The organism is Nibricoccus aquaticus (assembly GCF_002310495.1).
In the GTDB taxonomy this organism is placed as follows: domain Bacteria; phylum Verrucomicrobiota; class Verrucomicrobiia; order Opitutales; family Opitutaceae; genus Nibricoccus; species Nibricoccus aquaticus.
This window is the reverse complement of the sequence record NZ_CP023344.1, coordinates 2,082,652-2,109,562: the sequence shown is the minus strand read 5'-3', so window position 1 is coordinate 2,109,562 and position 26,911 is coordinate 2,082,652. Positions and strand designations below refer to the sequence as shown.

At 63.1% G+C, this 26,911-nt stretch carries 21 protein-coding genes; 7 read left to right on the top strand and 14 right to left on the bottom strand.

The window, feature by feature from the left end:
* Window positions 1-42 precede the first annotated feature (42 nt).
* The 5 genes from CMV30_RS08535 to CMV30_RS08515 all read right to left on the bottom strand — a co-directional run bounded on the left by CMV30_RS08535 (window position 43) and on the right by CMV30_RS08515 (window position 9,124).
* The gene (locus CMV30_RS08535; protein ID WP_096055621.1) at window positions 43-1,080 is read right to left on the bottom strand and encodes a sensor histidine kinase; all 1,038 of its coding nucleotides are present in this window, start codon (window positions 1,078-1,080) and stop codon (window positions 43-45) included.
* Complete coding sequence (locus CMV30_RS08530; RefSeq protein ID WP_175414790.1) at window positions 1,077-5,021, bottom strand: PAS domain S-box protein; 3,945 nt, start codon at window positions 5,019-5,021, stop codon at window positions 1,077-1,079. Before CMV30_RS08530 ends, CMV30_RS08535 begins: the two co-directional genes overlap by 4 nt.
* Before the next feature lie 261 nt (window positions 5,022-5,282).
* Window positions 5,283-6,161: a carbohydrate ABC transporter permease gene (locus CMV30_RS08525; protein ID WP_096055619.1), complete on the bottom strand. Its 879-nt coding sequence runs from the start codon at window positions 6,159-6,161 to the stop codon at window positions 5,283-5,285.
* A gap of 1 nt (window position 6,162) precedes the next feature.
* Window positions 6,163-8,511 carry an extracellular solute-binding protein gene (locus CMV30_RS08520; protein WP_096057692.1) on the bottom strand — a complete coding sequence of 783 codons (2,349 nt, stop codon included), beginning with the start codon at window positions 8,509-8,511 and terminating at the stop codon, window positions 6,163-6,165.
* Window positions 8,512-8,647: 136 nt separating this feature from the next.
* Window positions 8,648-9,124 (bottom strand): EF-hand domain-containing protein, encoded by a 477-nt coding sequence (locus CMV30_RS08515; protein WP_096055618.1) that lies wholly within the window; start codon window positions 9,122-9,124, stop codon window positions 8,648-8,650.
* Between the two features lie 90 nt (window positions 9,125-9,214).
* Between CMV30_RS08515 and CMV30_RS08510 the strand changes: the two genes are divergently transcribed.
* The 6 genes from CMV30_RS08510 to CMV30_RS08485 all read left to right on the top strand — a co-directional run bounded on the left by CMV30_RS08510 (window position 9,215) and on the right by CMV30_RS08485 (window position 14,798).
* Window positions 9,215-9,565 carry a type II toxin-antitoxin system RelE family toxin gene (locus CMV30_RS08510; RefSeq protein ID WP_096055617.1) on the top strand — a complete coding sequence of 117 codons (351 nt, stop codon included), beginning with the start codon at window positions 9,215-9,217 and terminating at the stop codon, window positions 9,563-9,565.
* Window positions 9,566-9,573: 8 nt separating this feature from the next.
* Window positions 9,574-10,452 carry a CDP-diacylglycerol--serine O-phosphatidyltransferase gene (gene pssA, locus CMV30_RS08505; protein WP_245844441.1) on the top strand — a complete coding sequence of 293 codons (879 nt, stop codon included), beginning with the start codon at window positions 9,574-9,576 and terminating at the stop codon, window positions 10,450-10,452.
* 239 nt (window positions 10,453-10,691) lie between these two features.
* Window positions 10,692-11,816, top strand: coding sequence for a DNA polymerase III subunit beta (dnaN, locus tag CMV30_RS08500; RefSeq protein ID WP_096055615.1), 1,125 nt, complete (start codon window positions 10,692-10,694; stop codon window positions 11,814-11,816).
* A gap of 70 nt (window positions 11,817-11,886) precedes the next feature.
* Complete coding sequence (locus tag CMV30_RS08495; RefSeq protein WP_096055614.1) at window positions 11,887-12,768, top strand: hypothetical protein; 882 nt, start codon at window positions 11,887-11,889, stop codon at window positions 12,766-12,768.
* A gap of 93 nt (window positions 12,769-12,861) precedes the next feature.
* Window positions 12,862-13,212 (top strand): hypothetical protein, encoded by a 351-nt coding sequence (locus CMV30_RS08490; protein ID WP_096055613.1) that lies wholly within the window; start codon window positions 12,862-12,864, stop codon window positions 13,210-13,212.
* Between the two features lie 17 nt (window positions 13,213-13,229).
* Window positions 13,230-14,798, top strand: a complete 1,569-nt coding sequence (locus CMV30_RS08485; RefSeq protein WP_096055612.1) for a hypothetical protein — start codon at window positions 13,230-13,232, stop codon at window positions 14,796-14,798.
* 92 nt (window positions 14,799-14,890) lie between these two features.
* On the opposite strand, the gene CMV30_RS08480 is transcribed toward CMV30_RS08485, so the two are convergent.
* The 4 genes from CMV30_RS08480 to CMV30_RS08465 form a co-directional block, all read right to left on the bottom strand.
* A complete protein-coding gene (locus tag CMV30_RS08480) occupies window positions 14,891-16,831 on the bottom strand; it encodes a hybrid sensor histidine kinase/response regulator (protein ID WP_096055611.1) in 1,941 nt (646 codons plus the stop codon).
* Between the two features lie 21 nt (window positions 16,832-16,852).
* The gene (locus CMV30_RS08475) at window positions 16,853-17,299 is read right to left on the bottom strand and encodes a response regulator (protein ID WP_096055610.1); all 447 of its coding nucleotides are present in this window, start codon (window positions 17,297-17,299) and stop codon (window positions 16,853-16,855) included.
* Window positions 17,300-17,313: 14 nt separating this feature from the next.
* Window positions 17,314-19,356 (bottom strand): PAS domain-containing sensor histidine kinase, encoded by a 2,043-nt coding sequence (locus CMV30_RS08470; RefSeq protein WP_096055609.1) that lies wholly within the window; start codon window positions 19,354-19,356, stop codon window positions 17,314-17,316.
* Window positions 19,357-19,483: 127 nt separating this feature from the next.
* On the bottom strand, window positions 19,484-20,779 hold the full coding sequence (locus tag CMV30_RS08465; RefSeq protein WP_096057691.1) for a class I SAM-dependent RNA methyltransferase: 1,296 nt from the start codon (window positions 20,777-20,779) through the stop codon (window positions 19,484-19,486).
* Window positions 20,780-21,014: 235 nt separating this feature from the next.
* Between CMV30_RS08465 and CMV30_RS08460 the strand changes: the two genes are divergently transcribed.
* The gene (locus CMV30_RS08460) at window positions 21,015-21,815 is read left to right on the top strand and encodes a TrmH family RNA methyltransferase (protein WP_096055608.1); all 801 of its coding nucleotides are present in this window, start codon (window positions 21,015-21,017) and stop codon (window positions 21,813-21,815) included.
* 26 nt (window positions 21,816-21,841) lie between these two features.
* On the opposite strand, the gene CMV30_RS08455 is transcribed toward CMV30_RS08460, so the two are convergent.
* The 5 genes from CMV30_RS08455 to CMV30_RS08435 form a co-directional block, all read right to left on the bottom strand.
* The gene (locus CMV30_RS08455) at window positions 21,842-23,887 is read right to left on the bottom strand and encodes an alpha/beta hydrolase family protein (protein ID WP_096055607.1); all 2,046 of its coding nucleotides are present in this window, start codon (window positions 23,885-23,887) and stop codon (window positions 21,842-21,844) included.
* A gap of 157 nt (window positions 23,888-24,044) precedes the next feature.
* Window positions 24,045-24,695: an FMN-dependent NADH-azoreductase gene (locus CMV30_RS08450; RefSeq protein WP_096057690.1), complete on the bottom strand. Its 651-nt coding sequence runs from the start codon at window positions 24,693-24,695 to the stop codon at window positions 24,045-24,047.
* 72 nt (window positions 24,696-24,767) lie between these two features.
* The gene (locus CMV30_RS08445; RefSeq protein ID WP_096055606.1) at window positions 24,768-25,202 is read right to left on the bottom strand and encodes an Rrf2 family transcriptional regulator; all 435 of its coding nucleotides are present in this window, start codon (window positions 25,200-25,202) and stop codon (window positions 24,768-24,770) included.
* 91 nt (window positions 25,203-25,293) lie between these two features.
* On the bottom strand, window positions 25,294-25,770 hold the full coding sequence (locus tag CMV30_RS08440; RefSeq protein WP_096057689.1) for a queuosine precursor transporter: 477 nt from the start codon (window positions 25,768-25,770) through the stop codon (window positions 25,294-25,296).
* A gap of 119 nt (window positions 25,771-25,889) precedes the next feature.
* Window positions 25,890-26,888, bottom strand: a complete 999-nt coding sequence (locus CMV30_RS08435; protein WP_245844439.1) for an NAD-dependent epimerase/dehydratase family protein — start codon at window positions 26,886-26,888, stop codon at window positions 25,890-25,892.
* Window positions 26,889-26,911 lie beyond the last annotated feature (23 nt).

The following is a 26,911-nucleotide window of genomic DNA, read 5'->3' as shown; positions in this document are numbered from 1 at the left end:
CCGCTGTCCGCCGGCACTCGCTCGGCACCGCCCGCCCGCGCTCTATGCCTTCGGCAGCGTGAAATAAAAACGCGCCCCGCCGCCCTCCCGCGGCTCGTACCCACAACGCCCGCCCTGCAACTCCACCAGCCGCTGCACCACCGACAACCCAAACCCCCGCATCGAGCCCGGCTCCGCCAGCCGGTTGAACGGCTTGAACAGCCCCGCCCGTTTTTCCACCGCCACGCCCGGCCCGCGATCATCCACCCAGAAACGATGCTCCGCCTCGTTCTCGCCCCACCCGAGTTCCACGTGCGGATTCACGCCCGTGTGATCGAGCGCATTCAAAATCAAATCCGCCCAGATCCCTTCGATCCACGCGCCGACCCCGCTCACCATCGGCCACACCTCCGCGTGCACCACATGCGCCTTCCGCTCATGCATCCGCCGCTCCACCCGGCTCAACCCCCGCCACACCAGCTCATCCATCGCGATCAACTGCGGCGCGTTCGGCGCAGCCGTGGCCTTCGCCACGAAACTCACCTGCTCAATCAGCCGCGCGATCTCCGCCGCCGATTCCACCACCGGCTGCACGAGCTCCACATCCTCCGGCTTCTCCGCCGATAACACTTCTTTGATCACCTCGCCCGCCGTCATCACGCCACTGAGCGAAGAACGCAGATCATGATTCACCCGCCTCGCCACCGTCAGCAGATCGCCGCGTAACCGCGCGTTGTCCCGCACCAGCGCGTGCTTCTCCACCGCGTAAACCAGCCCCCGCGCCACCGATCCCACCGTCCACTCCTCCGGCCCCAGCGCCAACGCGTCCGCGCCCGGCTCCCGCCCTGCCGAAACCAGCACCAGCACCGGCCATCGCAACAACCCGGAGCCATCCAATCCCGTCCGCGCCCCCGCCACCAGCGAAGCCGCCGGATCAACCAGGATCAACACACCCCGCTCCGCCTCCGGCCGCGCCTGCGCCTGCGCAAACGTCTCCAGCACCGCCAGCACCGCCTCCGGAAACACGCGCCCCACCGCCTCGGTCAGCAGCGCGCGCAGCTCTTCGCGCATCCCGATTACGAATACTTGCTGGATTTTCATGGAGAGTGCGGTTCGTCCGTCATCGCGTTGCCCACCGGCGGCTGCCCCTGCACCGCCGTGCCGGACGCCGGATTCCTGCCGGATAAAATCTTCTCAATCGCCCGCTCCAGCGCGCCCACATTCACCGGCTTCGTCAGGTGCTCCACGAATCCCGCCTCCCGCGTGCGCGCCAGATCCTCATCCATCCCATAACCGCTCAGCGCGATCCCCGGCAGCGTCGGATTCACCACCCGGAACTCCTTCATCAGCACACAGCCATCCACATCCGGCAGCCCGATGTCCGAGATCACCAGATCCGGCGGCTGCTGCCGCGCCAGCTCGCGCGCCTCCACACCGCTGCCCGCCACACTCACCTCGAAATTCCGCCGGCTCAGCAGATTCTTCAAAGTCTGCCTCGTCGGCGCATGATCCTCGATGACCAGCAGCCGTCCGCGCTTGGCACCGCTTGCATCCGGCGCGGACGCGGCATCGGCATTTTCATGTTTTGGGGTGGGGTCGTTGGGTGTCGTTACACTCATGAGAGGCAGTTCGATGATAAAAATAGCTCCGCGGTTACGGCCTTCGCTCTCCGCACGGATGTCCCCCCCGTGCATCTCCACGATCGAGCGCGAAATCGCCAGCCCCAGACCCAGCCCGCCGAAGCGATGCGAGCCTCCGCTCGCCGCATGCTCGCCCTGGGAAAACGCCTCGAACACCCGCCCCCGCTCCTCCGCCGTCAGGCCGATGCCCGTATCCTGGATCTCCAGACGCAGCCGCCCCGTCCGCTCATCCACCGACGTGCGCACCGTGATCGCCCCGCCTTCACCAGTGAACTTCACCGCATTCTTGAGCACATTCCAAAACACCTGCTGCAAACGCACCGCGTCGCCCAGGATCATCCCCCCCGCCGCGCCCGCCTCCAGGCGGAAACCCAGCCGCTTGCTCTCCAGCTCCGGCCTCACCGTGTCCAACGCGTCGTTCAAGACCGCATGCACATCCACCGCCCGGCGGTCCAGCGACAGCTTCCCGCGCGTGATGCGCGTCAGATCCAGCAGATCGTCGATCAACCTCGCCTCCAGATTCACCTGCCGTCGGATCGTCTCGAACGACTCACGGATCTCTGGCGCGAGTGTCATATCCTCTGCGGCGTCGCTCGCCAGCAACAGCACCGGATTGAGCGGCGTGCGCAGCTCATGCGAAAGCGCCGCGAGGAAATCGTCCTTCGCCCGCGAAGCCGCCAGCGCCTCATCGCGCGCCCGCTCCAGCTCCAGCTCCGCGCTCTTGCGCTGGGTGACGTCCGTCAGCACGCCGACAAATCCCGCGACATAACCCTCCTCGTTTCGATCCGGCACGAACGTGACATGCACCCAGCGCGACCCGAGTCTGTCGTACGGGATCTCCATTTCGAACTCCACCCGCTCCCCCATCAGCGCGGCGTCGATGTGATGCTTCGCCGCGTTGAAAGCCGACCGCCCCGTCACCTCCCACACCGTGCGGCCGATCAGCGTTTCCGGCGTAAATCCATAGCGCGCGGCATAAGGCTGATTGGCGAACGTGTACCGGTACTCCCGATCGCATTGCAGCAGAAATACCGGCGCGTTGTTCGTCACCAGACGCAGCTGCTGCTCGCGCGCCCGCACCTCCTCACGCGCACGTTTATGCTCCGCCAGCTCGCGCTGCACCGCCCGGTAAAGACGCGCGTTATCGATCGCGATGGCCGCCTGCGCCGCGAGCGCCTCCAGCACATCCTCCGCATCCTGCGTGAACACATCCGCCTCCGGATGGCCGAAAAACAACCCGCCGATGATCTCTCCCGTGCCCGACTTCACCGGCGCCGCCAGATAACTGCGCACCGGCAGATGCCCCGGCGGCATCCCATGATGCGGCGCGGATTTTCCATAACGCGCATCCGCCAGGATGTCCGCGACACGGATGGTTTCTTCTCCACGAAACGTCGGTCCGAAGACCGCCGTGTTCCTCGGCATCGGGAAATGCGCGAACGCTTCGCGCGACACCCCCGAAAGCGTGTACAACGTGTACGACTCACCCAGGTCGTTCACCGTGTTGTAGAAAAACGCTCCGAACTGCGCCCCCGTGATCTCCCGCGCCGCATCCGTCACCGTCTGCACGATCTTCTCCAGCTCGCGCTCCGCCACTAGCGATTCGCCTACCCGGTTCAAAATCTCCAGCGTCCGCGTGCGCCGCCCCAACGCGAGCTCCGTGGCTTTGCGCCGCGAAATATCGCGCGCGATTTTCGACGCCCCCACGACCACCCCGCGGCCATCCCGGATCGGCGAAACCGTCAGCGACACATCGATCAACGCCCCGTCCTTCCGCCGCCGCACCGTCTCATAATGCTCGATCGGCTCCCCCCGCCGGATGCGCTCCAAGATGCGCGCCTCCTCATCCAGCTGGCCATGCGGCAGCAACAACGTGATCGACCGCCCGATCATCTCCCGCGCCGAGTATCCGAAAAGTCGCTGCGCCCCCGCGTTCCACGTCAGCACGATGCTGTCCAGATTCTTGCTGATCACCGCGTCGTCCGATGACTGCACGATCGCCGCCAGCTGCCTCGTAGCCCGGTCGGCATGTCTGCGCGAGGTGATGTCCTGCACCACGCCCACCATCCCGAGCAGCCTGCCGCCCTCATCGTACTGCCCGCGCCCGGTCGAGGCCACCCACACCATCGTCCCATCCGGCCGGTTCACCCGGTACTCGATCGCATACTCCGAACGCCCGGCCAGCGCCGTCTCCACCGCCAGCCGCGCAGGCTCCCGGTCCTCCTCGTGTAACAGCTCCCGCATCCTGCTCCACGTCATGTATCGCCCCGGCGGAATCCCGAAAATCTCCGCCCCTCGCGGCGAAAAATCCACCACATCGCTCGCCGTATCCAGCGTCCACGGCCCCAGATCGGCCGCCGTCGCAGCCAGCTTCAACTGCTCCGCCTGATCCAGCAGCCGCCGGTCAGCCCGCACCTTTTCCACCAGCGGCCACACACGCGCGATCGCGTTCTCCAGCAACGAAAGCTCATCCTGCCGCCAGTGCCTCGCCTCGCTGGAGTTCACCCCGAGACACGCCACCCAGCGCCCCTCGCGATGAAACGCCGCCGTCGCGAAAGCCCGCGACCCGATCCGCTCATGCATCCCCGCCTGCGCGCTCACCAGCGGATCGGTCCGCACGTCGTTCACCGCGAACTGCGGCTGCGCGAGCCGCTTCAACAGCTCCGGCGTCCCATATTCTTCAAGCGCGTAGCGCCCGCTCGCACTCGCCAGCCCCGCCGCCCGCCACTCCTCATGCATGATCGTGTGCGAGCCTCCCGCCTCCACCTCGAAAAAATAACACCGCTGCACTCCGAGATGCCCGCCCACCGCCTCCTGCGCCACGGCCAGCACCTCCGTAGGATTGGACAACAGGCTCAACCGCTGCGCGAGCTGGGCGAGAAACTCCGCGTGCGATTCGTTGCGTTTGCGATCAGCGATCTCCCGCTCCAGCTCCGCCACATTCGCCTCCAACTGCGCATTCTTGCGCTGGAGCTCCCCGCGCTTCACCTCCAGCTCGCGCCGGATCGACGCCTTCTCGATCGCATTGCGCACCGCCTTGTTCAACAACACCGCGTTCGTCGTGCCCTTGAGGATGAAATCGTGCGCCCCCATCTGCAACGCCTCCACCGCCACCGCCGTCGCGGCTGAGCCCGTCAGCATCACGATGCCAAACGCGTGCTCCCCATGTGTCCCCACGATCTCATGCAACAGCGCGAGATCTTTGCCCCCCGGTTGATCGTATCCGATCAGCACACACTCCGGCCGCCCCGCCGCTAGCACCGCCCGCGCCTGGGCCACATCACCCGCTTCCAAAATTTCATAACCACCGCCCCCGTCAGCCAGCATCCGCCGAAGCGCCGCCCGATCCCCGGCCGACTCCTCGATCAGCAACAAACGAATAGGTGTGGAAAACGATGTCATCGCGTAGAGTGGCCCCGCTGCGTTTTCAAAAACCACTCGCCCCCGCGACCGCGCAACTCGCATGACCATCCGCCGTGCATGTGTTCAAAAAGTGAAGCAGCCGCATGAGAAAAAAATGTGCCGCCACAGTGGCGATGAACGCCGCGCTCATGCAAGCCGCACGCGGCCAAGGTTTAATCTTTTCAAAAACAACCCCAGGAAAAATGCACTGTGCAACGAGTCCCATGCCAAATCGGGCAACGTGCATTTAACCACGCCGCCTTATCCCTTGAGCGCTCCCGCCGTAATCCCCTTCACCAGCTGCTTCTGCATGAGCAGATACAGGATCAAAATCGGGATCGTGACCACGATCACGCCCGCGAAAAGAGACCCGTATTCACTCCGGTACTGCGCCGTCAGCGACAGATTCGCCAGCCCCAGCGGCAACGTCCGCGCCGCCCCCTCGCCACCGCCCGAGGTGAACATGAACGCGAAAAAATACTCCTTCCAGATCCCGATGAACTGGAAAATCCCCACCGTCACCAGACCCGGCCGCGCCAGCGGCAGCATCACCCGCCAGAACGCCCCCGCCTCGCTGCACCCATCCACCACCGCCGCCTCATAAAGCGACGCCGGCAGTGCCCGGAAAAACCCCGCGAGGATGAAGATCGCAAACGGCAGCCCGTTAGCCGTGTACACCAGGATCAACCCCAGCCGCGAATCCAGCAGCCCCAACGCCCGCAGCTCGAAGAACAGCGGCACGATGCTCAACTGCACCGGAATCATCAGCCCCGCCAGAAACAGCCAGTACGTGAATTTCCCCAACGGATGATAAAACCGGCTCAGCGCATACGCCGCCATCGCCCCAAGCAGCACGATCGCCGCGACTGAAACTCCCGTCACGAGCACGCTGTTGAAAAAGTAATCCCCAAACCGCGCCTCCCGCCACGCCCGCGCATAATTCTCCCACATGAGCGCATCGACCGACGGCAACGCGAACGCATCCCGAAAAATCTCCGCATCCGGCTTGAGCGACGAGTACGCCACCCAGAACACCGGATAAACCACCCACACCAAATACCCGCAAAGCACGGCAAAGATGAGCCCGCGCGAAAGCGAAAAGCCGCGTCCTCGTGAGAAATTTTTCTGCTCTTCGCTCATGTCAACCTTCCTCCCGGTTTCGCATCACCCGCAGCAGCACCGCCGAGCCCGCCAGCACGAGGACGAACATCACGACCGCGATCGCCGTCGCCCGGCCGATCTGGAATTCCTTGAACATCGTCGAGACCATCAGCGTGCTCAGCACATGCGTGCCGCTCGTCGGATCTTGCGACGTCAGCAACCAGATCATCTCAAACGTGTTCAACCCCGCGATCACGATGAATACCGCCGATATCGCCAGCACCTCACGGATCTGCGGCAGCGTGATCGAGAAAAACTGCCGCCACTCCGACGCGCCATCCAGCTCCGCCGCTTCGTACAACTCGTGGCTGATCCCCTGCATCGCCGCCAGGTAGAGCACTAGATTAAAGCCGCACGCCATCCACAGGTAGATCGGGATCAGCGCATGATAGAGATTCGCCTGCGAGAGCCACGCGTATCCGGCAAACGATTGCAGCCACTCGCTCCCCGCCCACACGCCGATCTTCACCAGCCCCGCGTTGATCAGCCCGCCGTGCGGATCATAGGCGTTCATCCAGAGCAGCGTCGCCGCGATGCCACCGAGCAGATTGGGAAACAAAAATACCGCGCGGAAAAAACCTCCGCCCCACACACCGCGATGGATCATCGCCGCGAAGAACAACGCCATCGGCACCACCGCCAGCGTCGGCACGATCATGAGGTAGAGGTTATTTTTGAGCGCGAACCAGAACGTGTCGCTCTCCAGCAGCAGCCATTTGAAATTCAAAAGCCCCGCCCACGTCTGCCCGGTGAAACCATCCCAACGCGTGAACGCCCACGTGATCGAGGCCAGCGCGGGCAGGATCACGAACGCGCCAAACAACACCAGCGACGGCCCCACAAATCCCGCCGCCAGCGGCGCGCGCAGCCGCCCGACTCCTCCGCCCGCTGGATCTGCTTTACGCCGCGATTCCGTCTTCCGCCCGCCACGCGCCCGCCAGCCCAGCCACAACATCACCGCCACCAGGAGCCCACACAACGCGAGCGCCTTGCCCGCGTGTTTCACTTCCACGCGATCCGGTTCCCGCGCGCGCTCACGTTCGCCTTTCGCCGCGCGTTCGAGCCGCGCTCCAAATTCCTCCGGCGTGATGCGCCCGGTCATGAGCTGGAAACGCGCGTCGTTAAGCCCCTGTGACACAAAACTCAAAAACGCCGCACTCGCCGGCGGCGCAGCGTCCACGACAGCAGGCGCGCGCTCGACGAACTCCGCGATCTGCCGCAGCGCCGGTGACGCATAGTCGTCAGGTCGCACCGCGCGCAATGCCACCGGCGCATCGAACCGCTGCGCAAATGCCCGCACGCGTTCCCGCGACGTCAGGAAGCGGAAGAAATCCACCGTCGCCCGCTCGCGCTCCGCATCGCCCGTCGCGAACATAAAAAAATAAGCGCTCCGCGCCTGCACCGCGCCCATCGGACCCGCTCCGTCGGGGAACGACGGCATGTTAAACGCGCCGAGCTGAAACCCGTCGGGAATTTTCCCGCGCATCTCGCTCACCATCCACGTCGCGCTGATCGTCATCGCGGATTTCCCATCGAGAAACGCCTGCTGCGCCGCCGTGTGCGTCATGCCTTCCCAGCCGTTGAGCAGCGTTTCGCGGCTGATCCGCTGGAGCACGCCCGCCGCGCGCACGAAACGCGGATCGGTGAAAATCCCCGGCGCGAGTTGCTGGTACGCGCGATAACCCTCCGCGCCCGCGAGGCTGAACAGCGCCGCCTGCCAGAACGCATCACCGTAGCGCATATACACGCCGGGCAGCGTCAGCGGCGCGAGGCCGGTGGCGCGGACCTTTTCGCTGAGGGAGAAAAACTCGTCCCACGTTTTCGGCGGCGTCCAGCCATGCCGCGCGAAGAGCGCTTCGTTGTAGAAAACCACCCACACCGCATGCGTGTACGGCACTGCGTAAACGCCGTCAGTCCGCGTCCACCGACCCAGCACTCCCGGCAGAAACGACTCCCGCCACGCGCCATCGCCTTCCCAGTTCGGTCCGTCGAGATACGGCGCGAGATCGCGGACTTTGCCCGCCGGGATCAGCGTGTCGTAGAGCAGGCGCGCATCGGTCGCGTCGGGAAAATCGCCGCCCATCGCGCGAATCTGGACCTTGTCGTCATTGCGGATGTCGCCCGCGATCCGCACGCGCACGCCGGGCCGGAGTTTCTCGAACTCCCGGGCTGTCTCGTCGAAAAACGCCGTGCCGTAAGCCGCTGGCTGGATCGGTATCTCGATTTCAACCACGCGCCCGCCCGCCTCCGCCGCCAGGCCGCGAAACGGTGCGGTCAGTGCGAAAACACCGAGGAGAAAAAGAAGCCGGGCGACCGGCGCGAGGCGCATGACGCCTGCATGGATTTCCACCCGGGAGCTGGCAAGGAGGCGTTGCTCGAAACGTAGCCGCCTCACTTAAGACGCGGTCTGAAATTCAATGTCTCTTCCGCGTCTTAAATGACGCGGCTACGAGGAAGTATCCCGCTCAGTCCTTCTTACCCGCGCGTTTCTCGCCCATCTTGGCGAAGGCTTCACGTGCCGCAGCTTTCTCCGCGTCGTTGAGTTTCCCATCGCCGTCCTTGTCGAAGCGTTTCACCAGACGCGGATCTGTCTCGATGGCCTTGGCCATTTCAGCGCGTTCGGCCTCGTCGAGTTTGCCGTCACCGTTCTTGTCGAATTTCTCGAGCGCCTTCTTGCCGAGTCTTTCGCGAGCCTTGTTCTGGCGGCCGTTGGTTTCCTCGCGGTTGTACTCTTTGGCGGCGGCCTTCTCGTCCTCGTCGAGCTTGCCGTCCTTGTTTTTGTCGAAGCGTTTCATGATCTCCGCCTGCTGGGTTTTGCTCATGGCGGCGCTTTCGGAGCCGCCGCTCATTTCGTCGGCGGGCGCGGCATCGGCGGCGTGGACGGCGGGCATGAGAAATAGCGTTGCTGCGAAGAGGGCCGGGGCTAGAGACGAGGGCTTCATGGCTGAGATCGTTTGAGTTGAATGGTGGCTGTCTGAGTTTTTTCAGACGACTGCCACGGTTTCAGGTTACAGCTGTGAAGGCCGACCGGCATGTACCAAGTCACCTTCTCCGAACAAGCGATGCGCGAGCTCAACAAGCTCGATAAACTCACGCAGCTCGACGCGATCTCGCCGATCAGCGGGCTGCGGGCCGAAGACCTCGCGAATCCACGCGAGCCGCTCGGGCGTTTTGCCCGCGCCGGACACACACTCTACCGGCTGCGCGCAGGTGATTTTCGCTTCTACTTCCAAGTGACCGGCGAAACGCTCCACACCCTCTATATTTTGCACAAGAACTCCCTCGAGGATTTCCTGCTGCGCAACAAACTTCCCGTCTCCGAAGACCAGCTCGTCGAGCAGCACTCGAAGTTCTGGAAATACCTCGAAACGCTCACGAAATAACGCGTCCCATGGCCGACGAACTCGATCCGCAGGAGGATCCCTACCACGTCAGAAACGCCAGCCGCATCTATTTCCTGCCGAATCTGATGACGGCGGGAAATCTGTTCTGCGGTTTCATGTCCGTCATCCACTGCATCCAGGCGCGCCTGGCGGAGACTTCTGGCGGCACTTACCTGGGCAACAGCAACACCGACCACTATCGCTACGCCGTATACTTCATTTTTGGTGCGGCCGCCTTCGACACCCTTGATGGCCGTCTGGCGCGCATGGGTGGGCGCGAATCGCTCTTCGGTGCGGAGTTTGATTCGCTGGCCGATGTCGTGTCCTTCGGCGTAGCACCGGCATTGATGATGTTCTTCTTCATCCTGTCGCCGACTGCGGGCTATGAGTGGTTCCGCAACATCGGCTGGTGCGTCGGTTTCATCTACCTGCTCTGCGCCGCGATGCGCCTGGCCCGCTTCAACGTCATCACGAACCCGCTCCTGCATCGCTCTGCGAAAGAATCGAGCAAGGACTTCATCGGCCTGCCTGTCCCTGCCGCCGCCAGTACGGTGGCCGCGACAGTGCTTTTTCTGGTCGAGATCGTGCAGACCGACAAATCGCTCAACCGCTGGGCCCTCGCGCTGCCGCCGCTCATGGTGATGATCGCGCTCCTGATGATGAGCACCATCCGCTACCCCAGCGGCAAAAACCTCGGTATGCAGACGCAGACGCGCATGAAACCCTTCATCGGCGGCATCGCCCTTGTGAGCCTCCTCGTTTTCTACAAAGAGATCGGCTTCCTCGTGATCTGCCTCGGCTACATTTTCTTCGGCCTTGTCCGTCACTGGCGGCGCCGCGCCACCGGCCAGAGCATCACCCAACCGCCCTTTGGGCCCAAGGTGTGAGCAACTTCCCGGCAACCTTCCAACAACTTTAACCGTGCGAACAAGTGCCCCGTTATTCGACCTGCGTTTTCATTTGTTCACAGCTTCCCGAGCACGCTTTTCTCCAGTGAAAACCGGACGGTTATCAGTCTTTTTCACAGCACATACTGATACTGATAACATTCCTTATTGAACTAGGTATTATTTAGACTTTGTTAATTTCCTTACGCCGCTGAGCCAGTGACCCCTTCCAGCAACACATGAAATTTAAGATCAATCGCGATCACTTCAGCAACGGACTCGCCCAAGTTCTCAACGTCGTCGGCTCCAAAGCCACGATGCCCATCCTGAGCAACGTCCTCATCGAAGCGGAGAAGGACCACATCACCCTCACGACGACCAATCTCGATCTCGGCATCCGCTGCAAAATCAAGGCCGAGGTCAAAGAACCCGGCTCCGTCACTCTTCCGGTCAAACGCCTCGCCACGATCGTCCGCGAGCTGCCCAACGTCGATGTCGTCTTCGATGGCGCTCCCAATCACCAGGTGAAACTCGCGTCCGGCGGGTCCAATTTCAAAATCATGGGCATCGGCAAGGAAGAGTTCCCGCCGCTGCCCGAGTTCGGCGACGAGAAGTCCTTCACCCTCGAGCAGGCCGAACTCACCGCGATGCTCAAGAGCGTCGCCTACGCGCAGTCCACCGACGAGACGCGCTACATCCTCAACGGCGTCTATTTTAACTTCAAAGACGGCAAACTCTCGCTCGTCGCCACCGACGGCCGCCGCCTCGCGCTGATTTCCAAGGAGCTCGACGTCCCCGCAGCCAGCGCTGGAAGCATCATCCTGCCCGCTAAAACGGTCGGAGAGCTCCTCCGGATGCTGGACAAGGGGGAGAAGCTGAAGATCTCGTTTAATGACCGCCGCGCGGCGTTCCAGCTCAACACCGACAAGGACACCAGCGGCCTGATCGACAGCATCTACCTCTACTCGAAGGTCGTGGAGGGTAACTACCCGAACTACAATCAGGTCATTCCGAAAGAGACCCACCAGCGCATCAAGCTGGAGCGCGAACTCTTCCAGCAGTGCGTCCACCGCGCCGCGCTCGTGTGCAGCGAGAAGTCGAACTCGGTGAAGATCAAAGTCACCAGCAACCTCCTCGAAATCACCGCGCAAAGCCCCGACTTCGGCGAGGCGCACGAATCGATGGCCATCGCCTACAGTGGCCCGGATCTCCAAGTCGCGTTCAACCCACAGTTCATCATGGACCCGCTCCGCGCGTTGTCGAAGGACGAGGTTTTCTTTGAGCTGAAAGACGAAGTGAGTCCCGGCGTGTTCAAGACGCTGGAAAGCTTCATCTGCGTAATCATGCCGGTGCGCCTGAGCTAACACGCCGCCAGCCACATCCTCTTTGCCTTTGGGCGGCTGGTTTCGACCAGCCGCCCTTTTTGCCTCCACCATGTTCGACCCGACCTACCTGATTTTTGCGGCGACGATCCTCTCGTTCGCGCTCTTTCAGCTCAACCTGCGCCTCGCTTCGCCGGTACTCGCCATCGTGAATCGCTGGCTGCGCTGGATCATCTTCGGCACCGGCGGCGCGTTGATCGCCACGCATTACGAGTTAATCGACCGGCCGTATTGGGCTGTGGCGGTGGCGTTTTTGCTTATCTGGTTTCTCGGCGAGACGCTCTACAACTGGCTCGCGATCAAAGCGCTCAGTGTGAGTTCGCTGCCGCTGTTTCCGAAGTTTACCGCCAACACCTCCGGCGAAGAATGGCCGACGAATCCGCGATTGCTAAAACTGCGCGACTGGCTGCGCGCGCAAAACTTCAAACAAGTGCAGGCGCTCAAGGCCGAGGTCGGCCAGGGCGTACACTTGCGCGTATCCGTTTATCAAGACGCCAGCGCCGCGACGCGTGTGCAGATCACGTTTCTCCCGCAGATCAACGGCGCGATTTCCGTGTGTTGCAGCCTCTCGACCCAGACGGTGAGCGGCTACCGTTACGTGACGGATAATCTGTTTCTCCCGTTCGGCGGTTTCTATCCCGAGAACTGGCTGGTGGAGCGTCGTCCGTGGACGCGTTCGCTCGCCACATTGCTTGCCAGCCACCGCGCGCGGCTGGCGAAGGCTGGCGAGATGGCGCTGCCGTGGACGACGGAGCCGTTGAATGATCTGAACGCGCAGCAGCGGGAGCTGGAGCAGGTGAACACCGAGCTCGGTTTTCTGATGCCGCACGCGGACCGCGAGGACTTTGGCAAGATGACCTACGAGGGACGTTACCGCGTGTGGAAAGAAATCTGGCTGCTGAATTATTTCGGCCGCAGCGCGCGCTACGAGTGAGCGTGATCGAGCGGGTGAGGTCTTCGTAACAACCAGCTGACTTTTCGCGAAGACAGGCTATGCGTTGTCACGCAGCTTAATCTCCATCCTTCCATGGCTAAAAACGAATCACTCACCGGCATCGAGGGCGCGGTCGCTTCCATCAAGAACGCGATCGTCGACCTCAGTTCACTCGAAGTCATCACCTTCCGCGGCAACATCACGGGCATCGTCAAAGACGATCTCGAGTGGGACAAACTCATGACGAAGGCGACGGCTGGCAGCGGTCAGCTCAAGGTCGCGCTCGCGACGGTCATCGATTTCGACAGCGACGTGCGGACATTCATCGCCGACGAAGCGCCGCCGCAGTGGATTCTCGACGCGCACAATGCGGCGGTGAAATCCGGGATCGATTCGCGTCGCGCCGTGCTCGACCTGATCGGCGGGTTTCTGGGGAAGAAGTGAGCGCGTAGGACACGTTGATGTCCGCCGAAGCACTCGACGCTTTTCGCACGGCCGAGGCCGATCTCGATCCGCTCAATGGACTCGTCGGGGCGGAGCGTTATTTCAACGCGGCGTGCGATGCGGGCGAAGTCACGCCGATGACGCTGGATCGTGAGGATCTGGCGATCGCGCCGGAAGACGAAGCGGCGCGAATCGCGGCGGTGCGCGACCGCTTGCGGCGGCTGGGTTATCCGTTGAGTGACGTGGCCGTGGGTGCGCGCGGGATTTGGAGCGACGATGTGCGCTCGGCACTGCGGCAATTCCAGATCGAGGCGGTGCTCGCGGAGCGTTCGGGCGAGCTCACGGTCGAGTCCTGGGATGCGTTGCAGGAGTTGTTTAACTTCGAGACGCGGCTCCAGGTGGCGGAGTGGTTTGGTGCGAGTGGTGCGGACCTGACGTTGGGGCGGGCGGCGCGGTTGCGGCTGAGCGTGTTTGGTTTTGGCGCGGTGCCGGAGGCGGATGATTTTGAGCCGAGGGCGGAGATGATTGTGGCGTTTGCGCAGGTGGCGGCGGCGCTCGGAATTCCGAATATGGGAGAAAGCGGAGCACTGACGCCGGAGTTTGCCGGGCTGCTTTTTGGGCACGATGCGCTGACGGACCGGCTGGCGGATTGCGGCGAGCGACTGGCCGCGCTCGACCGGAGAATGCGGGCGCGGGCGGAGCATTTTCTGGTGTGCTTCGCGAAGATCGAGCTGTGGCTGCACGGCTACGATGTGGCGCCGGATGGCTCCAGTAAGCTGATACAACCAGCGATGCACGGGCGGCATGGCGGCGGCCAAATGGAGCGGACGAATCGGACGGCGGATCAGTTCAATTTGTTCTTCGCTGAGCTCGCGCCGGAAGGGATGAGCGTGAAGTCGGCGGCACCGGCGGCGATTCCTGCGCGGGTGCCGGAGCTGCTCAATCGGATGCGCGAACTGCGGGCGGCGCAGCCATTGGCGAAGGAGTCGGCGTCGAGTGAAGTCGTGGCGTTGCTGGAGACGGAACTTGCGGCGAAGCCGGGGCTTTGGGCGGAGTTGAAGATGGCGGCGGCGAACCTCGTCGGGATTTTATTCGATGGGGTGCGGCGGGTGCTGGCGTGGATCGGGAAGCTGTTGAAGCGCGTGTGGTCGGCGATTTCGACGGTGGCGGTGAATATGTGGCGGGCGGTGCATCACTTCATGGGCGGGGCGGCGTTTTATTTTCGGAAGGCGGCGCGGGCGTTGGGTGAAGGCGTGAATTTTTTAATCGCGCCGGGGCTGGCGAGTGCGCCGGTGTGTTGCGCGCGGTACACGCGGAAGAAGGATTTCGACGCGGCGATCTTGATCGATGTGTCGGCGGATGAGGCGGAGGTGGGGATTTTCACGCGCGGGCTGGCTCGCAAGGGGGCGGTGCTGGCGATCGCGTGCCGGATTATCCGGCTGGTGTGTACAGCGGTGAGGATCGCGCTCGGTGGGGCTGCTGGTGTGATCGGCGGGTTTGTGCCGATGATCCTCGGGCTGGCGGCGGTCTGGTCGCAGTTGCGCGAGCTGGGGCGGATGCTGGATGCGTTGCCGGAGGAGGTCTGAGGCAGAAAATTGGCTGTAGGGCCTCACCTCGCGTGAGGCTGTTGAGTGTCGAATCACGGAGGACCGACACGAGGTCGGCCCCTACGCCGGAATCATTTTTTCGCGTGCAAGGCTTCTTTGAGGAGCTGGGCGAGGGACTGGATGGTGAAGGGCTTTTCGATGAAATGCTTCACGCCGAGATTGCGTGCGCGATCAATTTCAAGGGAGCGCATGAAGCCGGTGGAGAGAATCACGGGCAGTTCGGGCCGCGTGAGGAAAATGCGGCGGGCGAGTTCCACGCCGGTGATTTCCGGCATGGTGAGATCGGTGACGATGGCGTCGAAGGACTGCGGGGATTGCTGAAACAGGGCGAAGGCCTGGCCGGAGCTGGTGAGGGCGGTGGCGTGGTAGCCGAGTTTGTTGAGCATGCGTTCGCCGATCTGGGCGATGCTGGCTTCGTCGTCGATGAGGAGGATGCGTTCGCCGTTGCCGCGCACGGGCTGGATGGGGGCGTTGATGGTTTCGACTTCGCCGGTTTCGACGGCGGGGAAGTAGAGGCGGAATTCGGTGCCGAAGCCGGGCTTGCTGTCCACGGTGATGGCGCCGTCGTGGTTTTGCATGATGCCGTGGACGACGGCGAGGCCGAGACCGGTGCCTTCACCGGCGGGTTTGGTGGTGAAAAAGGGTTCGAACATGCGTTCGCGGGTCGGCGCGTCCATGCCGACGCCGGTATCACGAATGCGGAGACAGACGGCGCGGCCGGCGGCGAGCTGTGGATGGGCGGCGGCGAGGGCGGGGTCGGCATCGCAGAGGCCGAGGGTGACGGTGAGGACACCGCCGCGTTCGCGCATGGCGTGGGCGGCGTTGGTGCCGAGGTTCATGACGATCTGGTGGACCTGGGTGGCGTCGCACAGAACGCGGGGGCAGCCGGGGGCGATGTCGGTCTGGAACTCGATGGTGGAGGGCAGCGAGGCGCGGAGGAGGCCCAGGGCTTCTTTGAGGACGCGGTCGAGGGCGGTGACGACGCGTTGCTGGTCGCGGCGGCGGCTGAAGAGGAGGATCTGGGCGACGAGATCGCGGGCGCGGTTGCTGGCTTTGAGGGCGTCTTTGAGGAAGGCGCGGGAGGGGTGGCCGGGAGGAAGCTCAAGGCCGGCGAGCTCCATGTTGCCGAGGATGCCGGTGAGGATGTTGTTGAAATCGTGGGCGATGCCGCCGGCGAGGGTGCCGATGGCTTCCATTTTTTGCGCCTGGCGGAGCTGGGCTTCGAGGGATTTGCGGATGTTATCCGCCTCGATGCTGGCGGTGATGTCGCGGGTGATGATGACGCCGTGTTCGCGGCCGTCGGCGGTGGTGAAGGCGCGGCCGGAGGATTCGAACCAGCGCCACGCGCCGTCTTTGTGGCGGTAGCGGTAGAGGGCGGGCTCGGAGGCGGAGCGTTTCTGGAACTGTTCTTGAACGAGGGCGAGGTCGTCGGTGTGGATGCGCTCGAAGATGCTGGTGCCGACGAGTTCGGCCTGGCTGTAGCCGGTGATGGCGAGGTGGTTGGGGCTGACGTAGTGGACGCGGCCGTGGATATCGATCTCGCTGACGAGGTCGTGGGAGTTTTCGACGAGGGTGCGGTAGCGGAGTTCGCTGTCTTTGAGGGCGGCATCGGCGGCGCGGCGTTCGGCGCGGCGGCGGGCTTCGCGGAGTTCGCGGATGACGGCGGGGGCGAGGCGGGTGAGGTGGTCTTTGAGGAGGTAATCCTGAGCGCCGCCGCGCATGGCCTGGACGGCGACGTCTTCGCCGACGGTGCCGGAGACGAGGAGGAAGGGGAAATCGAGGCCGCTGCGGCGGAAGATGGCGAGGGCGTCGAAGCCGGAGAAGGTGGGGAGGTTATAGTCGGCGATGATGAGATCCCAGGTGCCGTGGTAGAGGGCGTGTTCGAATGCGTGGGCGGTCTCGACGCGTGTGACTTGGGGATCGAAGCCGCCGCGGGTGAGGTGGAGGATGACGAGCGCTTCGTCGGTGTCGGAGTCTTCGACAAGGAGGAGACGGAGCGGGTTGGCGGACATGGTTGGAGAAGATCGGAGGGATTAACGGCCGGGTGCGGGTTCGTTGAGGATGAGCCAGTAGAGGCCGAGCTGGCCGACGACGCGGATGAATTCGTCGAAGTCGACGGGTTTGCGGATGTAGCTGGTGGCGCCGAGGGAGTAGCTTTCGACGACGTCGCCTTCTTCGCGGGAGGTGGTGAGCATGATGACGCGGAGGAGGGCAGTGCGGGGGTCGGCGCGCATGGCGCGGAGGACTTCCATGCCGTCGAGTTTGGGGAGTTTGAGGTCGAGGAGGACGAAGGCGGGGAGGTCGGAGGTGTCTCGGCCGGCGTGGGCGCCGGTGCCGAAGAGCCAGTCGAGGGCTTCTTGGCCGTCGGTGGCGATGACGACTTCGTTGGTGATGCTGTTTTTCTTAAAGGCGCGGAGAGTGAGGGCGACGTCGTCGGGGTTGTCTTCGACGAGGAGGATTTTGCGGGAAGGGGCTGGCATGGGAGGGGGCGGTTTTAGGATGCGGGCGTTTTGAGCGTGAAGTGGATTTGGGTGCCCAGATCCAGGGCGGACTCGGCCCAGACGCGGCCGCCGTGGCGTGTGATGATGCGGCGGACGGTGGCGAGGCCGATGCCGGTGCCTTCAAATTCGGCACGGGTGTGCAATCGCTGAAATGGAGCAAAGAGTTTTCCCGCATACTTCATGTCGAAACCGGCCCCGTTGTCCCGGATCGTATAAACGAGGCAGCCTTGATCTGGGGAATCGGCGGGGGCGTTGGCGACAGAAAACTCGATTTTCGGGGAGGGCTGGCGGCGGGTGTATTTCCAGGCGTTGCCGAGGAGGTTATCGAGGACGATGCGCATGAGGTCGCGGTCAACCTTGGCGGGGAGAGCGGAGGGGCAGGTGAACTCGACGTGGCGGCCGGGTGTATCCGCCTGGCGAAGTTCGGTGGCGACGTTTTGGGCGAGGGCGGCGAGGTCGATGGTGTCGACGCGCATCTGGGTGCGGGTGGCGCGGGAGAGGCGGAGGAGGTCGTCGATGAGCTGGGCCATGCGCTGGGAGGCGTCGCGGATGCGGCGGAGGTAGTCGCGGCCGTTATCATCGAGGGCGGCGTCGTAGTCTTCGGCGATGGCGCGGGAGAAGCCGTCGATGGCGCGCAGGGGGCTGCGGAGGTCGTGGGAGACGGAGTAGCTGAAGGCCTCGAGCTCGGCGTTGGCGGCGGCGAGCTGGGCGGTGCGCTCGGCGACGCGTTCTTCGAGGGAGGCGTTGAGGCGGCGGATCTCGGCCTCGGCCTCCATCTCAGCGGTGATGTCGTCGATGGTGCCGACGTAGCCGCCGAGTTCGCCGCCCGGGGCGAGGAGGCGGCGGGCGTGGAACTGTATCCAGCGCGTGGAGCCGTCGGCTGGGTGGGCGAAGCGGAGTTTGTGCGAGAACTCGCCGTTGCCGCTGGTGAAGGTCTGCCACGCGAGCAGGAGGCGCTGGAGTTCGTCGGGGGGGAGTTTTTCGCGCCAGCCTTTGTGGAGGGCGTCTTTGTAGGAGATGCCGGTGATCTCGGACCAGCGTTTGTTGACGTAGGTGCAGTTGCCGTGGGGGTCGAACTGGTAAACGCCGACGGGGGAGCTTTCGGAGAGGGAGCGGAAGCGGGCTTCGCTGGAGCGGAGGGCGGACTCGGTTTCGCGGCGTTCGATCTCGGCGGCGGCTCGGGCGGCGAAGAGCTGGAGGATGGCGATGACGGCTTCGCGCTTGGCGGGGGGGCGGGCGAACATGGCGCTGAGGACGCCGATGCGGTAGCCGGTGGGGGAGGTGAGGGCGCAGCCGACGTAGGTGTTGACGCTCCAGCTGGCGAACATGGCGTTGTGGGCGGGGAGAATCTCGGCGGCGTTACCCCAGCAGCAGAGGAGGCCGTCGCCGCGGTGGAGGACGGCGGCAGATGGGCTGCCGGCGAGTCTGTAGGGGTCGATCACCGACGCTTCGCCGCGGTGGCAGACGGCGAGGGGGAGCATGGTGTCGGCATCGTCGGAGAGGCGGCCGACGAAGACGCGGGTGGCGTCGAGCGTGCGGTAGAGTTCCTGGGCGAGCTGATCGAAGAAGGCGCGTCCTGGGGAAACGACTACGCGCTCAAGCAGGCCGGTGAGGGCGCGGGCGCGCAGGCGGCTGTCGGAGACGTCGATCATCGAGCCGATGAGTCGGTGACGGCCGCTGGCGATGACAAAGCTGCCTCGGTCGTGGAGGTGGATGTGGTGACCGTTTTTGTGGAGGAAGCGGTAAACGGTGTTGTAGGCTTTTTGGGAAGAGATGGCGGAGGTTAGCAGGGTGACGGCTTCGGCACGGTCGTCGGGGTGGATCATTTCCTCCCAGCAGGTGACGTCGATGAGTTGAAATTCTTCGAGGGTGTAGCCGAGAAGGGAGGCGGTAGCGCCGGACCAGGCGATGCGGCCGGAGGCGATGTCATAGTCGTAAACGACCATGCCGGCTTGTTCGGCGAGCAGACGGTAGACGTCGGCGTCTGGCTCGTGTTGGCGGGGGGATGAAGCAGGCTCGGAACTAAGGGGTATCATGAGCGCGGCGGAAAGCGGTCACGACTTTTTAGCGAGCGGCCTGATCAAGGCAACTGCCGCGTGCTGAGGGAGATTGCCCAGATTGGGCGTGCTGGCGCAGCGGAGATGCGGGGTAAGGGCACCCCGTCTACAGCTTTTCGGGGGCGTGCAGGGTGACGACGCACTCGAGGTGGCGTGTCTGGGGGAAGAGGTCGAAGGGCTGCACGGCGCTGAGTGTGTAGCCGTGCGCGGTGAAGTGCTTGAGGTCACGCATCTGTGTGGCGGGGTCGCAGGAGACGTACACGACGGCGCGGGGGCCGAAGGCGAAGAGCTGGTTGAGGAAGTTTTCGTCGCAACCTTTGCGCGGTGGATCGATGACGATGACGGTGTCGCGCGGGGGAAAGGTGAGGCCGGCGAAGATGGCGGAGGCGTCGCCGGCGAGGAAGGTGGCGTTGGCGATGCCGTTGGCGGTGGCGTTTTCGCGGGCGAAGTTGATCGAGGTGGCGCTGAGTTCTACGCCGGCGACTTTTTCAAACGAAGGTGCGGCGGTGAGGGCGAAGAGTCCGGAACCGCAGTAGGCGTCGACGAGGAAACGCGCGCCGGAGGCAGCGGCCTGCTGGCGGACGTACGAGGTGAACGCGGGGAGGATGAAGGGGTTGTTCTGGAAAAAGTCGCGGGCGAGGAAGTGGAGTTTCAGATCGCCGACTTGTTCGTGGATGACGGCGTCGTACTCGGTGATGACGCCTTCCTGGGCGTGGCGGAGGAGGAGGGTGGAATCGCGTTTGAACTCACCGGCGGCGGCGCGGGCGTGGGTTTTGGCGCGGACCTCGGGGAGCTTTTCGTTGATGGCATCGGTCGCGATCGGGCATTGCGGGACGTCGAGGAGGCCGAAGCGGGTGCCCTGGCGGAGAAAGCCGATGGGGAATGCGGACGCTGAGAGTTGAGGGTTGAGCGTTGAGAGAGCGGCGGGATCGCGCGGCGGGCTGAAGTGCGGGGTGATTTTGGAGCGGTAGCCATACTCCTTGGGCGAGCCGATGACGGGGGCGACGAGGAATTCGAGGCCGGCCATGTACTTGAGGAGCTCTTCGACCTGGCGGCGTTTCCAGGCGAGCTGCTCGGCGTAGGTGAAATTTTGGTACTGGCAGCCGCCGCAGCGGCCGAAGAGCGGGCAGAGCGGATCGACGCGGTGGGGCGACGGTGTGAGGACTTCGACGAGATCGGCTTCGGTGAAGTTCTTGTGGTTGCGGAAGGCGCGGGCGCGGACGCGTTCGCCGGGGAGCGCGAAGGGGACCATGACGACCCATTGCGTATCTTCGCCGGTGGCGGGATCGCGGAGAGGAACGCGGCCGAGGCCGACGCCGAGGTTGGTCAGCGTGGCGATCTCGAGCTCGATCTCGGCGTGATACGCGAAGGGATGGTCGTTAAATTTTTTCTTTTTAACCACAGAGGCACAGAGGACACAGAGGGGCGGCGGAAAGAGGAAGCGCAAAGTCGGGGCGGCGGGGTGTGGAGGAAGCGAATGCTGAAAAGGCTCACGCAAAGGAGCAGCAAGGATCGGAGGGGTTCACGCAAAGACGCGAAGGCGCGAAGAAAGCCCTGCAGCATCTCAGCGTGAGTGAGTCAGAAAACTCCGGCTAGCGTCTCTGTGCGCTCTGTGTCTCTGTGGTTCTTTCTCTCCGATGTTTGTCGAAAAAATCACCAGTCTCCAGAATCCGCGTGTGAAGCAGCTCGTGAAGCTGCGTGACCGGCGTCCGCGCGATGAGGCGGGCGTGTTTCTTGTGGAGGGTTATCGCGAGGTGCGAAGGGCGTTGGAGAAAGGCGTGAAGCTGCAGGAGATTTATTTTTCGCCGGAGTGGTTTCTGGGGGAGAATGAGCCCGCGTTGATCGCTGAAGCGCAGGCGGCGGGGGCGCAGGCGTTTGAGTTGTCGAAGGAGGCTTTTGCGAAAGTGGCTTATCGGGAGCGGCCGGATGGGTTGCTGGCGGTGGCACCGCAGTGGAAGCGCGGGCTGGAGGATCTGGCGCTGAAGCCGCAGCCGTTTCTCCTGGTGGTCGAGGCGATCGAGAAGCCGGGGAATCTCGGGACGATTTTGCGGAGTGCGGATGCGGCGGGCGTGGATGCGCTGATCGTGTGCGATCCGGTGACGGATTTGTTTAACCCCAATGTGGTGCGGGCATCGACGGGCGTTTTGTTTTCAGTGCCGGTGGTCGTGGCGGAGAGTGGGCCGGTGCGCGCGTGGCTAAAGGAACGCGGTATCCGTGCTGTGGCCACAACGCCGGCGGCGAAGGAGCTGCACACCAACACCGATCTGCGCGGGCCGGTGGCGATCGTGATGGGGAGCGAGCAGTACGGGCTCAGCGATTTCTGGCTGAAGGAGAGTGACGCGCAGGTGCGCATCCCGATGGCGGGTCAGGCGGATTCGCTGAACGTGGCGATGGCGACGATCATCACGCTGTTCGAGGCGGTGCGGCAGCGGGGGTAATGTGCCTGCCGGTAACGATTGCGCACTCAGGGAATGGACCCGGCTACAGACGCGAGCTCCGCAGGGAGTGGTGTTAGGTTTTTAGCGAGAAACGCTTCAATCGCCTCAGCGATTTCAACGCGATTTTTGTAGTACGAGAACCCGTGGCCTTCACCGCTGAGTAAATGTTTCTCGAAGGGAATGTTGTAGCGTTCTAATTCCGTAACGAGACGCTTGGACTGAGCGACATCGGCGATCAGGTCGTCTTTCCCGTGAGCGACAAAGACGGGGATCTTGATCTGACTAACGCGTCGCAATGGAGAAATTTCCTCGAACAACTCGCGTTGGGTTTTGGGGTTACCCAGTTTCCGAAGTAAAATCGCGTGCTTGCTGCGGAAGTAATCGTCGTTTTTCGATTCCCGAATCACCTGCTCCCAATCATAGACACCGGCGAGCGCGACAGCGCAGCGATAAAGATTTTTTTCCTGAACAGCTCCTGCCAGCGCCAGATAGCCACCGAATGACCAGCCCATGATCGCAACGCGGCGCGAATCGATCAGACCGGTTTTAAAGAGTGCCTTCACGCCATCGGTGACGTCGTCATGCATGCGTGTGAACTCCCATCCTACATCCCCGGAGAACTGCCATTGATAGCTCGTGGACCCGCGATAGTTTGGCTGGAAAACGGCGTATCCGCGACTGGCGAAAAATTGTACTTCCGAATTAAAGCCCCAAACGTCGCGTGCCTGCGGGCCGCCGTGTGGAAGCACGAGTAATGGCGCGGGTTTTTCTTTGGAGGCGCCGGCGGGTAAAGTCAGGTAGCCCTCAATGCGAAATCCGTCGCGGGTTTTATAGGTCATCGTCTGCATAGGCAGCATGCGCTTGGGATCGATCCATGGCGCAGTGCTTTTGATCAGGCCGAGCTGCCCTTTTTCGAGGTCGATCTGGTAGTACGCCACCGGGCAACGATCGCTGAGAGCAGCGACGACGAAGCGTTTTTCGGCCTCATCGCTGCCGATGATACGCAGGACTGTGTTGGGTACTGGAAACGATGCATTGAGGCGCTTTTGCAGTGCTCGATAGTTTTCATCGAGCCAGATGGTCTGGGGACCTGAGCGGGTAAATTGCAGACCAATGATTTTCTGGCTGACCGGATGACGATACAAGGAGACGCCATCCGGATCATATTTATCGTCCTGATAAAGAAGTTCGCCGAGCTGGCCAGTTGCGGAGTCCATGCGGTGGAGCGCACGAGGTTTCCCATTCTGAGAGGGAACTGTGACGATGAGTTCGCCCGGGACATCGCCGCTGCCGACGATTTCGGTTTCATCAAGATTGATCGGGCAAGGAACCCATTTCTGATCCACCAGACGGTGAATGGTGAAAATGCCTTTGTCCTGAGTATAAGCGAAAGCGAGTTCGCCTTGGTTGTCGCAGGTATAGCCAGCAGGCACGCCCTCCGTTGGAATAGCGTAAGAGGAAATCACGCTGGCCGTGGTCCCATGAGGGAATTTTTTGCTATCCAATCCCCAACCGTCATTTACCGGCTGTATCTCCTGCTTGGCGTTAATCTTCAAAACGCCGTAATCGCGTCCATTATCCCACGCATTCGCACGTAACCAGACGACGGGCTGAAGCGGGTTTTTACGCGGAATGCCGATAACATGAAGAACGTTGTATGCTTCGATTTGATAGGCTTCGGAGAGGCGGGAGAGCTGGGCTACGAACATGCCCCGGGCGTAGCGCTTCTCTTTCGTCAGCCATAGCATGAGGTGACGATCGCCGAGCCAGTAGAACGATTCGACATCGCTGTTCCTGCCGGCGCCGAGGGGCTCGAGTTTCCCCGTCGTGATATCTGTAACAAGCAGATTGGTAGTGTCGTCGTTATCAGAAAAAAGCGCGGCAAAATGGGTGCCGGCGCTATTGATCTGCGGGCTTCTAAACAAAGGAGGCCGATAAAAATCCAGCGTAGGGACCGCCTCGGTTTCGGGAACTGGTTTGATCCGGTCGAGGGGGTGGGGCGGTTTAGCGTAAGCAGAACCGGTGATAGCCAAGATTGCCGCCGCCACGGCAAGGGGAGTCATTGAAGACATGGGGCATTATGCAAGACGACGGCCGCTTTAGGGCGCAAGGCGGAAGGTGTCACGGCCACTGTAAACACGAAAAGCGCGAGCTTGGGAACGCGCCGCGTTATAGACTCGTGCACGGCAGCTGATCCCCACCGCTGCCGTGTGAGCGGGATCAAGCGGCTCAAGCCGCGGTAGCGAGGGATTGGACGGTGGCGCTGGCTTCGGCGAGCGAGGTTTCCCGGAGCGGGTTGCCGTCGTTGAGGCTGTGCGCGTAGACGAAAGTCACGTCGGTGATGCCGACGAAGCCGAAGAAGGCGCGCAGGTAACCGTCGAGGAAGTTGTAGGCGCCGCCGGGACTGGCGGGGCGGAAATCGCTGCCGCTGCTGACGATGATACGGACGCGTTTGCCGCCGAGCAGGCCGACGAAACCGTTTTCGCCGCGGGTGAAGGTGCGGCCGTAGCGGGAGATTTGGTCGATCCAGGCTTTGAGGACGGCGGGGATGGTCAGGTTGTAGATGGGCGTGGCGATGACGACTTCGTCGGCGGCGATGAGTTCGTCGACGTAGCGGTCGGAGACGCGGATGGCGGCGCGGGCGGCGGTGGAGTGGCCTTCGGCGGGCGTGAAGGCGCCTTCGACCCAGGCTTCGTTGACGAAGGGAGGCGGTTCGTGGCCGAGGTCGCGGGTGACGGAGTTGCCGGTGGGATGCGCGGCTTGCCAATTCGCGAGATATTCCTGGGCGAGCTTGCGGCTGTGGGAACGTTCGCCGCGTGGGCTGGCGTCGAGGAGGAGGAGGGAGGGAACGGAGACAGTGGTGGATTTGGATGTGCTCATGATGTTTTTGGATAGGTGGGTGGATTTAATTTTGGTAACAAAATTGGTTACATTTAGGTTCAAAAAAAGGGATCAGTGTTTGCCGGTGCAGATGGCTTTGAGCTGCTGGCTGATGTCTGCGATAGAAACGCTGGCGAGTTCGGTTTCGAAGCTGGCCTGGGCCTTGGCGAAGGTTGCTTTGAGGATGTTTTCGATGCGCGCGCCGACGGGGCATTTGTGGTTGGGCGCGAGGCGGCTGAGGCCCTGGTCGGTCTGCGGCTCCACGGCACGATAAATATCGAGGAGGCTGATGTTTTCCGGGGCGCTCGCGAGAGAGAAGCCGCCGGTGGCTCCTTTCTGGGTGTTGACGAGGCGGGCTTTGACGAAGGCGGCGAGGAGACGGCGGATGACGACGGGGTTGGTGTCCACACTGGAAGCAATCTCCGCCGACGTGGTCTGCGCACCGCCTTTGTAGGCGAGGTACGACAGCACGTGCACGCTGACGGCGAATCTTGAGTTTCCAGTCATGGGTTTGGTTTAATGTAACTCGAATAGTTACGATTAAGTCGAAAGTGTCAAGCGGGGTTTTTTTGGGGCGTCGCATCTCCAGCGGAAGCGATCAAGCCGTGAGGCGCTTAACGAGGAGGCGGTAGGGAGGGAGGAGGGCGAGGGCCATGAAGAGTTTCACGGCGAGGTCGCCGGTGGCGAGGTGGAGCCAGCTCTCGCCGGTGCCGGCGAAGGCGAGGCTGAAGAAGAGGGCGGTGTCGATGATCGAGGCGGTAGCGGAGCCGAAGAAGGGGGCTTTCCACCAACTCGCTGCGCGGAGGCGGTTGAAGATGGCGACGTCGAGGAGTTGGGAGACGATGAAGGCGGTGCCGGACGCGGCGGCGATGCGCGGTGGGGCGAGGATGGCGGAGAGAATCAGACCGACGCCGAAGCCGATCCAGGCGACGCGGCGGGCGAGCGAGGGACCGGCGGCGCGGTTGCAGACGTCGGTCACGAAGTAGGCGACTGGATACGAGAAGGCGCCCCAGGTGAGCCATGGGTTGATCGGGTACTGCACGAGGATGTTCGAGAGCAGCACGATGCCGGACATCGCGAGCGCGGGGGCGAGGAGGGAGGACGGATTTTTAACCACAGATGGCACAGATGAGAACGGATGGCGGAGGGACGGTCAGTGGTGCAAAGAGGGAGGAGTGCGTGACGCGGATTTGGTCAGCCAGCCTGGGCACGGTACCATGCGATGAGTTCGGCGGTGCCGGCGGCCATGGATAGGCGTGGCTGGTAGCCGAGGTCGCGGCGGGCGGCGGTGAGGTCGAACCAGTGGTCTTTGGCGAGTTCGGCGGCGATGAAGCGGGTCATGGGCGGTTCGCTGCGGAGAGTGAGAACGCGCCAGAGGGTTTCGCAGAGAGCGCCGATGGCTGATGCGGCGCCGAGGGAAATGTGGCGCGTGATGGGCGGTTCGCCGAGGGCGGTGAGGAGTTGATTGATCCAGTCCCAGAGGACGACGGGTTCGCCGTTGGTGATGAAGTAAGGGCGACCGGCGGCGGGGCCATCGAGGGCCTTTTCGGCGAGGAGGTGGGCGTCGGTGGCGTTTTCGACGTGGACCATGTCGACGCGGTTGGTGCCGGGGCCGACGATGCGGAGACGGCCGGCGCGCGCGCGGGCGAGGATGCGGGGGACGAGGTGGGGATCGCCGACGCCCCAGATGAGGTGGGGGCGGAGGGCGACGGTGCGGAGTTCGGGCGAATTGGCGGCGAGGACTTCGCGTTCGGCGATGGCTTTGGTGAGCGGATACGGACTCGGGCAGGCGGTGGTGAGAGGGAGGGATTCGTCGGCGTTGCCGAGGGCGCGGCCGTTGTACACGACGCTGGGGGTGCTGGTGTGGACGAAGTTTCGCACGCCGTGGCGGCGGGCGCCGTCGATGAGGGCGCGTGTGCCCAGGACGTTGATACGGAAGAAATCGTCGTAGCGGCCCCAGACGCCGACTTTGGCGGCTACGTGGAAGATGGTGTCCACGTTTTGGCAGGCGGCGGAGACGGCGGCGGGGTCGTCGAGGGAGGCGCGGATGAAGCGGACGCCGCGGGCTGCGAGGTCGGGCGCGGGGGTGCGGCCGAGCACGGTGACGCGGCGGCCTTCGGTGAGGAGGCGTTCGACGAGGCGGCGCCCAAGGAAGCCGGTGCCGCCGGTGACGAGTGTGTAACTATTTTCCAATAAACGTACGAAACACAGCGGAC

What these genes read in the sequence shown, in the direction of transcription:
- CMV30_RS08515 (WP_096055618.1), bottom strand. Translation starts at nt 9,124, where the DNA reads ATGAAGCCCTCGTCTCTAGCCCCGGCCCTCTTCGCAGCAACGCTATTT.
- CMV30_RS08510 (WP_096055617.1), top strand. Translation starts at nt 9,215, where the DNA reads ATGTACCAAGTCACCTTCTCCGAACAAGCGATGCGCGAGCTCAACAAG.
- CMV30_RS08535 (WP_096055621.1), bottom strand. Translation starts at nt 1,080, where the DNA reads ATGAAAATCCAGCAAGTATTCGTAATCGGGATGCGCGAAGAGCTGCGC.
- CMV30_RS08460 (WP_096055608.1), top strand. Translation starts at nt 21,015, where the DNA reads ATGTTTGTCGAAAAAATCACCAGTCTCCAGAATCCGCGTGTGAAGCAG.
- CMV30_RS08490 (WP_096055613.1), top strand. Translation starts at nt 12,862, where the DNA reads ATGGCTAAAAACGAATCACTCACCGGCATCGAGGGCGCGGTCGCTTCC.
- CMV30_RS08525 (WP_096055619.1), bottom strand. Translation starts at nt 6,161, where the DNA reads ATGAGCGAAGAGCAGAAAAATTTCTCACGAGGACGCGGCTTTTCGCTT.
- CMV30_RS08440 (WP_096057689.1), bottom strand. Translation starts at nt 25,770, where the DNA reads ATGTCCGGCATCGTGCTGCTCTCGAACATCCTCGTGCAGTACCCGATC.
- CMV30_RS08495 (WP_096055614.1), top strand. Translation starts at nt 11,887, where the DNA reads ATGTTCGACCCGACCTACCTGATTTTTGCGGCGACGATCCTCTCGTTC.
- CMV30_RS08455 (WP_096055607.1), bottom strand. Translation starts at nt 23,887, where the DNA reads ATGTCTTCAATGACTCCCCTTGCCGTGGCGGCGGCAATCTTGGCTATC.
- CMV30_RS08450 (WP_096057690.1), bottom strand. Translation starts at nt 24,695, where the DNA reads ATGAGCACATCCAAATCCACCACTGTCTCCGTTCCCTCCCTCCTCCTC.
- CMV30_RS08445 (WP_096055606.1), bottom strand. Translation starts at nt 25,202, where the DNA reads ATGACTGGAAACTCAAGATTCGCCGTCAGCGTGCACGTGCTGTCGTAC.
- CMV30_RS08520 (WP_096057692.1), bottom strand. Translation starts at nt 8,511, where the DNA reads ATGCGCCTCGCGCCGGTCGCCCGGCTTCTTTTTCTCCTCGGTGTTTTC.
- CMV30_RS08480 (WP_096055611.1), bottom strand. Translation starts at nt 16,831, where the DNA reads ATGTCCGCCAACCCGCTCCGTCTCCTCCTTGTCGAAGACTCCGACACC.
- CMV30_RS08475 (WP_096055610.1), bottom strand. Translation starts at nt 17,299, where the DNA reads ATGCCAGCCCCTTCCCGCAAAATCCTCCTCGTCGAAGACAACCCCGAC.
- pssA (WP_245844441.1), top strand. Translation starts at nt 9,574, where the DNA reads ATGGCCGACGAACTCGATCCGCAGGAGGATCCCTACCACGTCAGAAAC.
- CMV30_RS08530 (WP_175414790.1), bottom strand. Translation starts at nt 5,021, where the DNA reads ATGACATCGTTTTCCACACCTATTCGTTTGTTGCTGATCGAGGAGTCG.
- CMV30_RS08470 (WP_096055609.1), bottom strand. Translation starts at nt 19,356, where the DNA reads ATGATACCCCTTAGTTCCGAGCCTGCTTCATCCCCCCGCCAACACGAG.
- CMV30_RS08485 (WP_096055612.1), top strand. Translation starts at nt 13,230, where the DNA reads ATGTCCGCCGAAGCACTCGACGCTTTTCGCACGGCCGAGGCCGATCTC.
- dnaN (WP_096055615.1), top strand. Translation starts at nt 10,692, where the DNA reads ATGAAATTTAAGATCAATCGCGATCACTTCAGCAACGGACTCGCCCAA.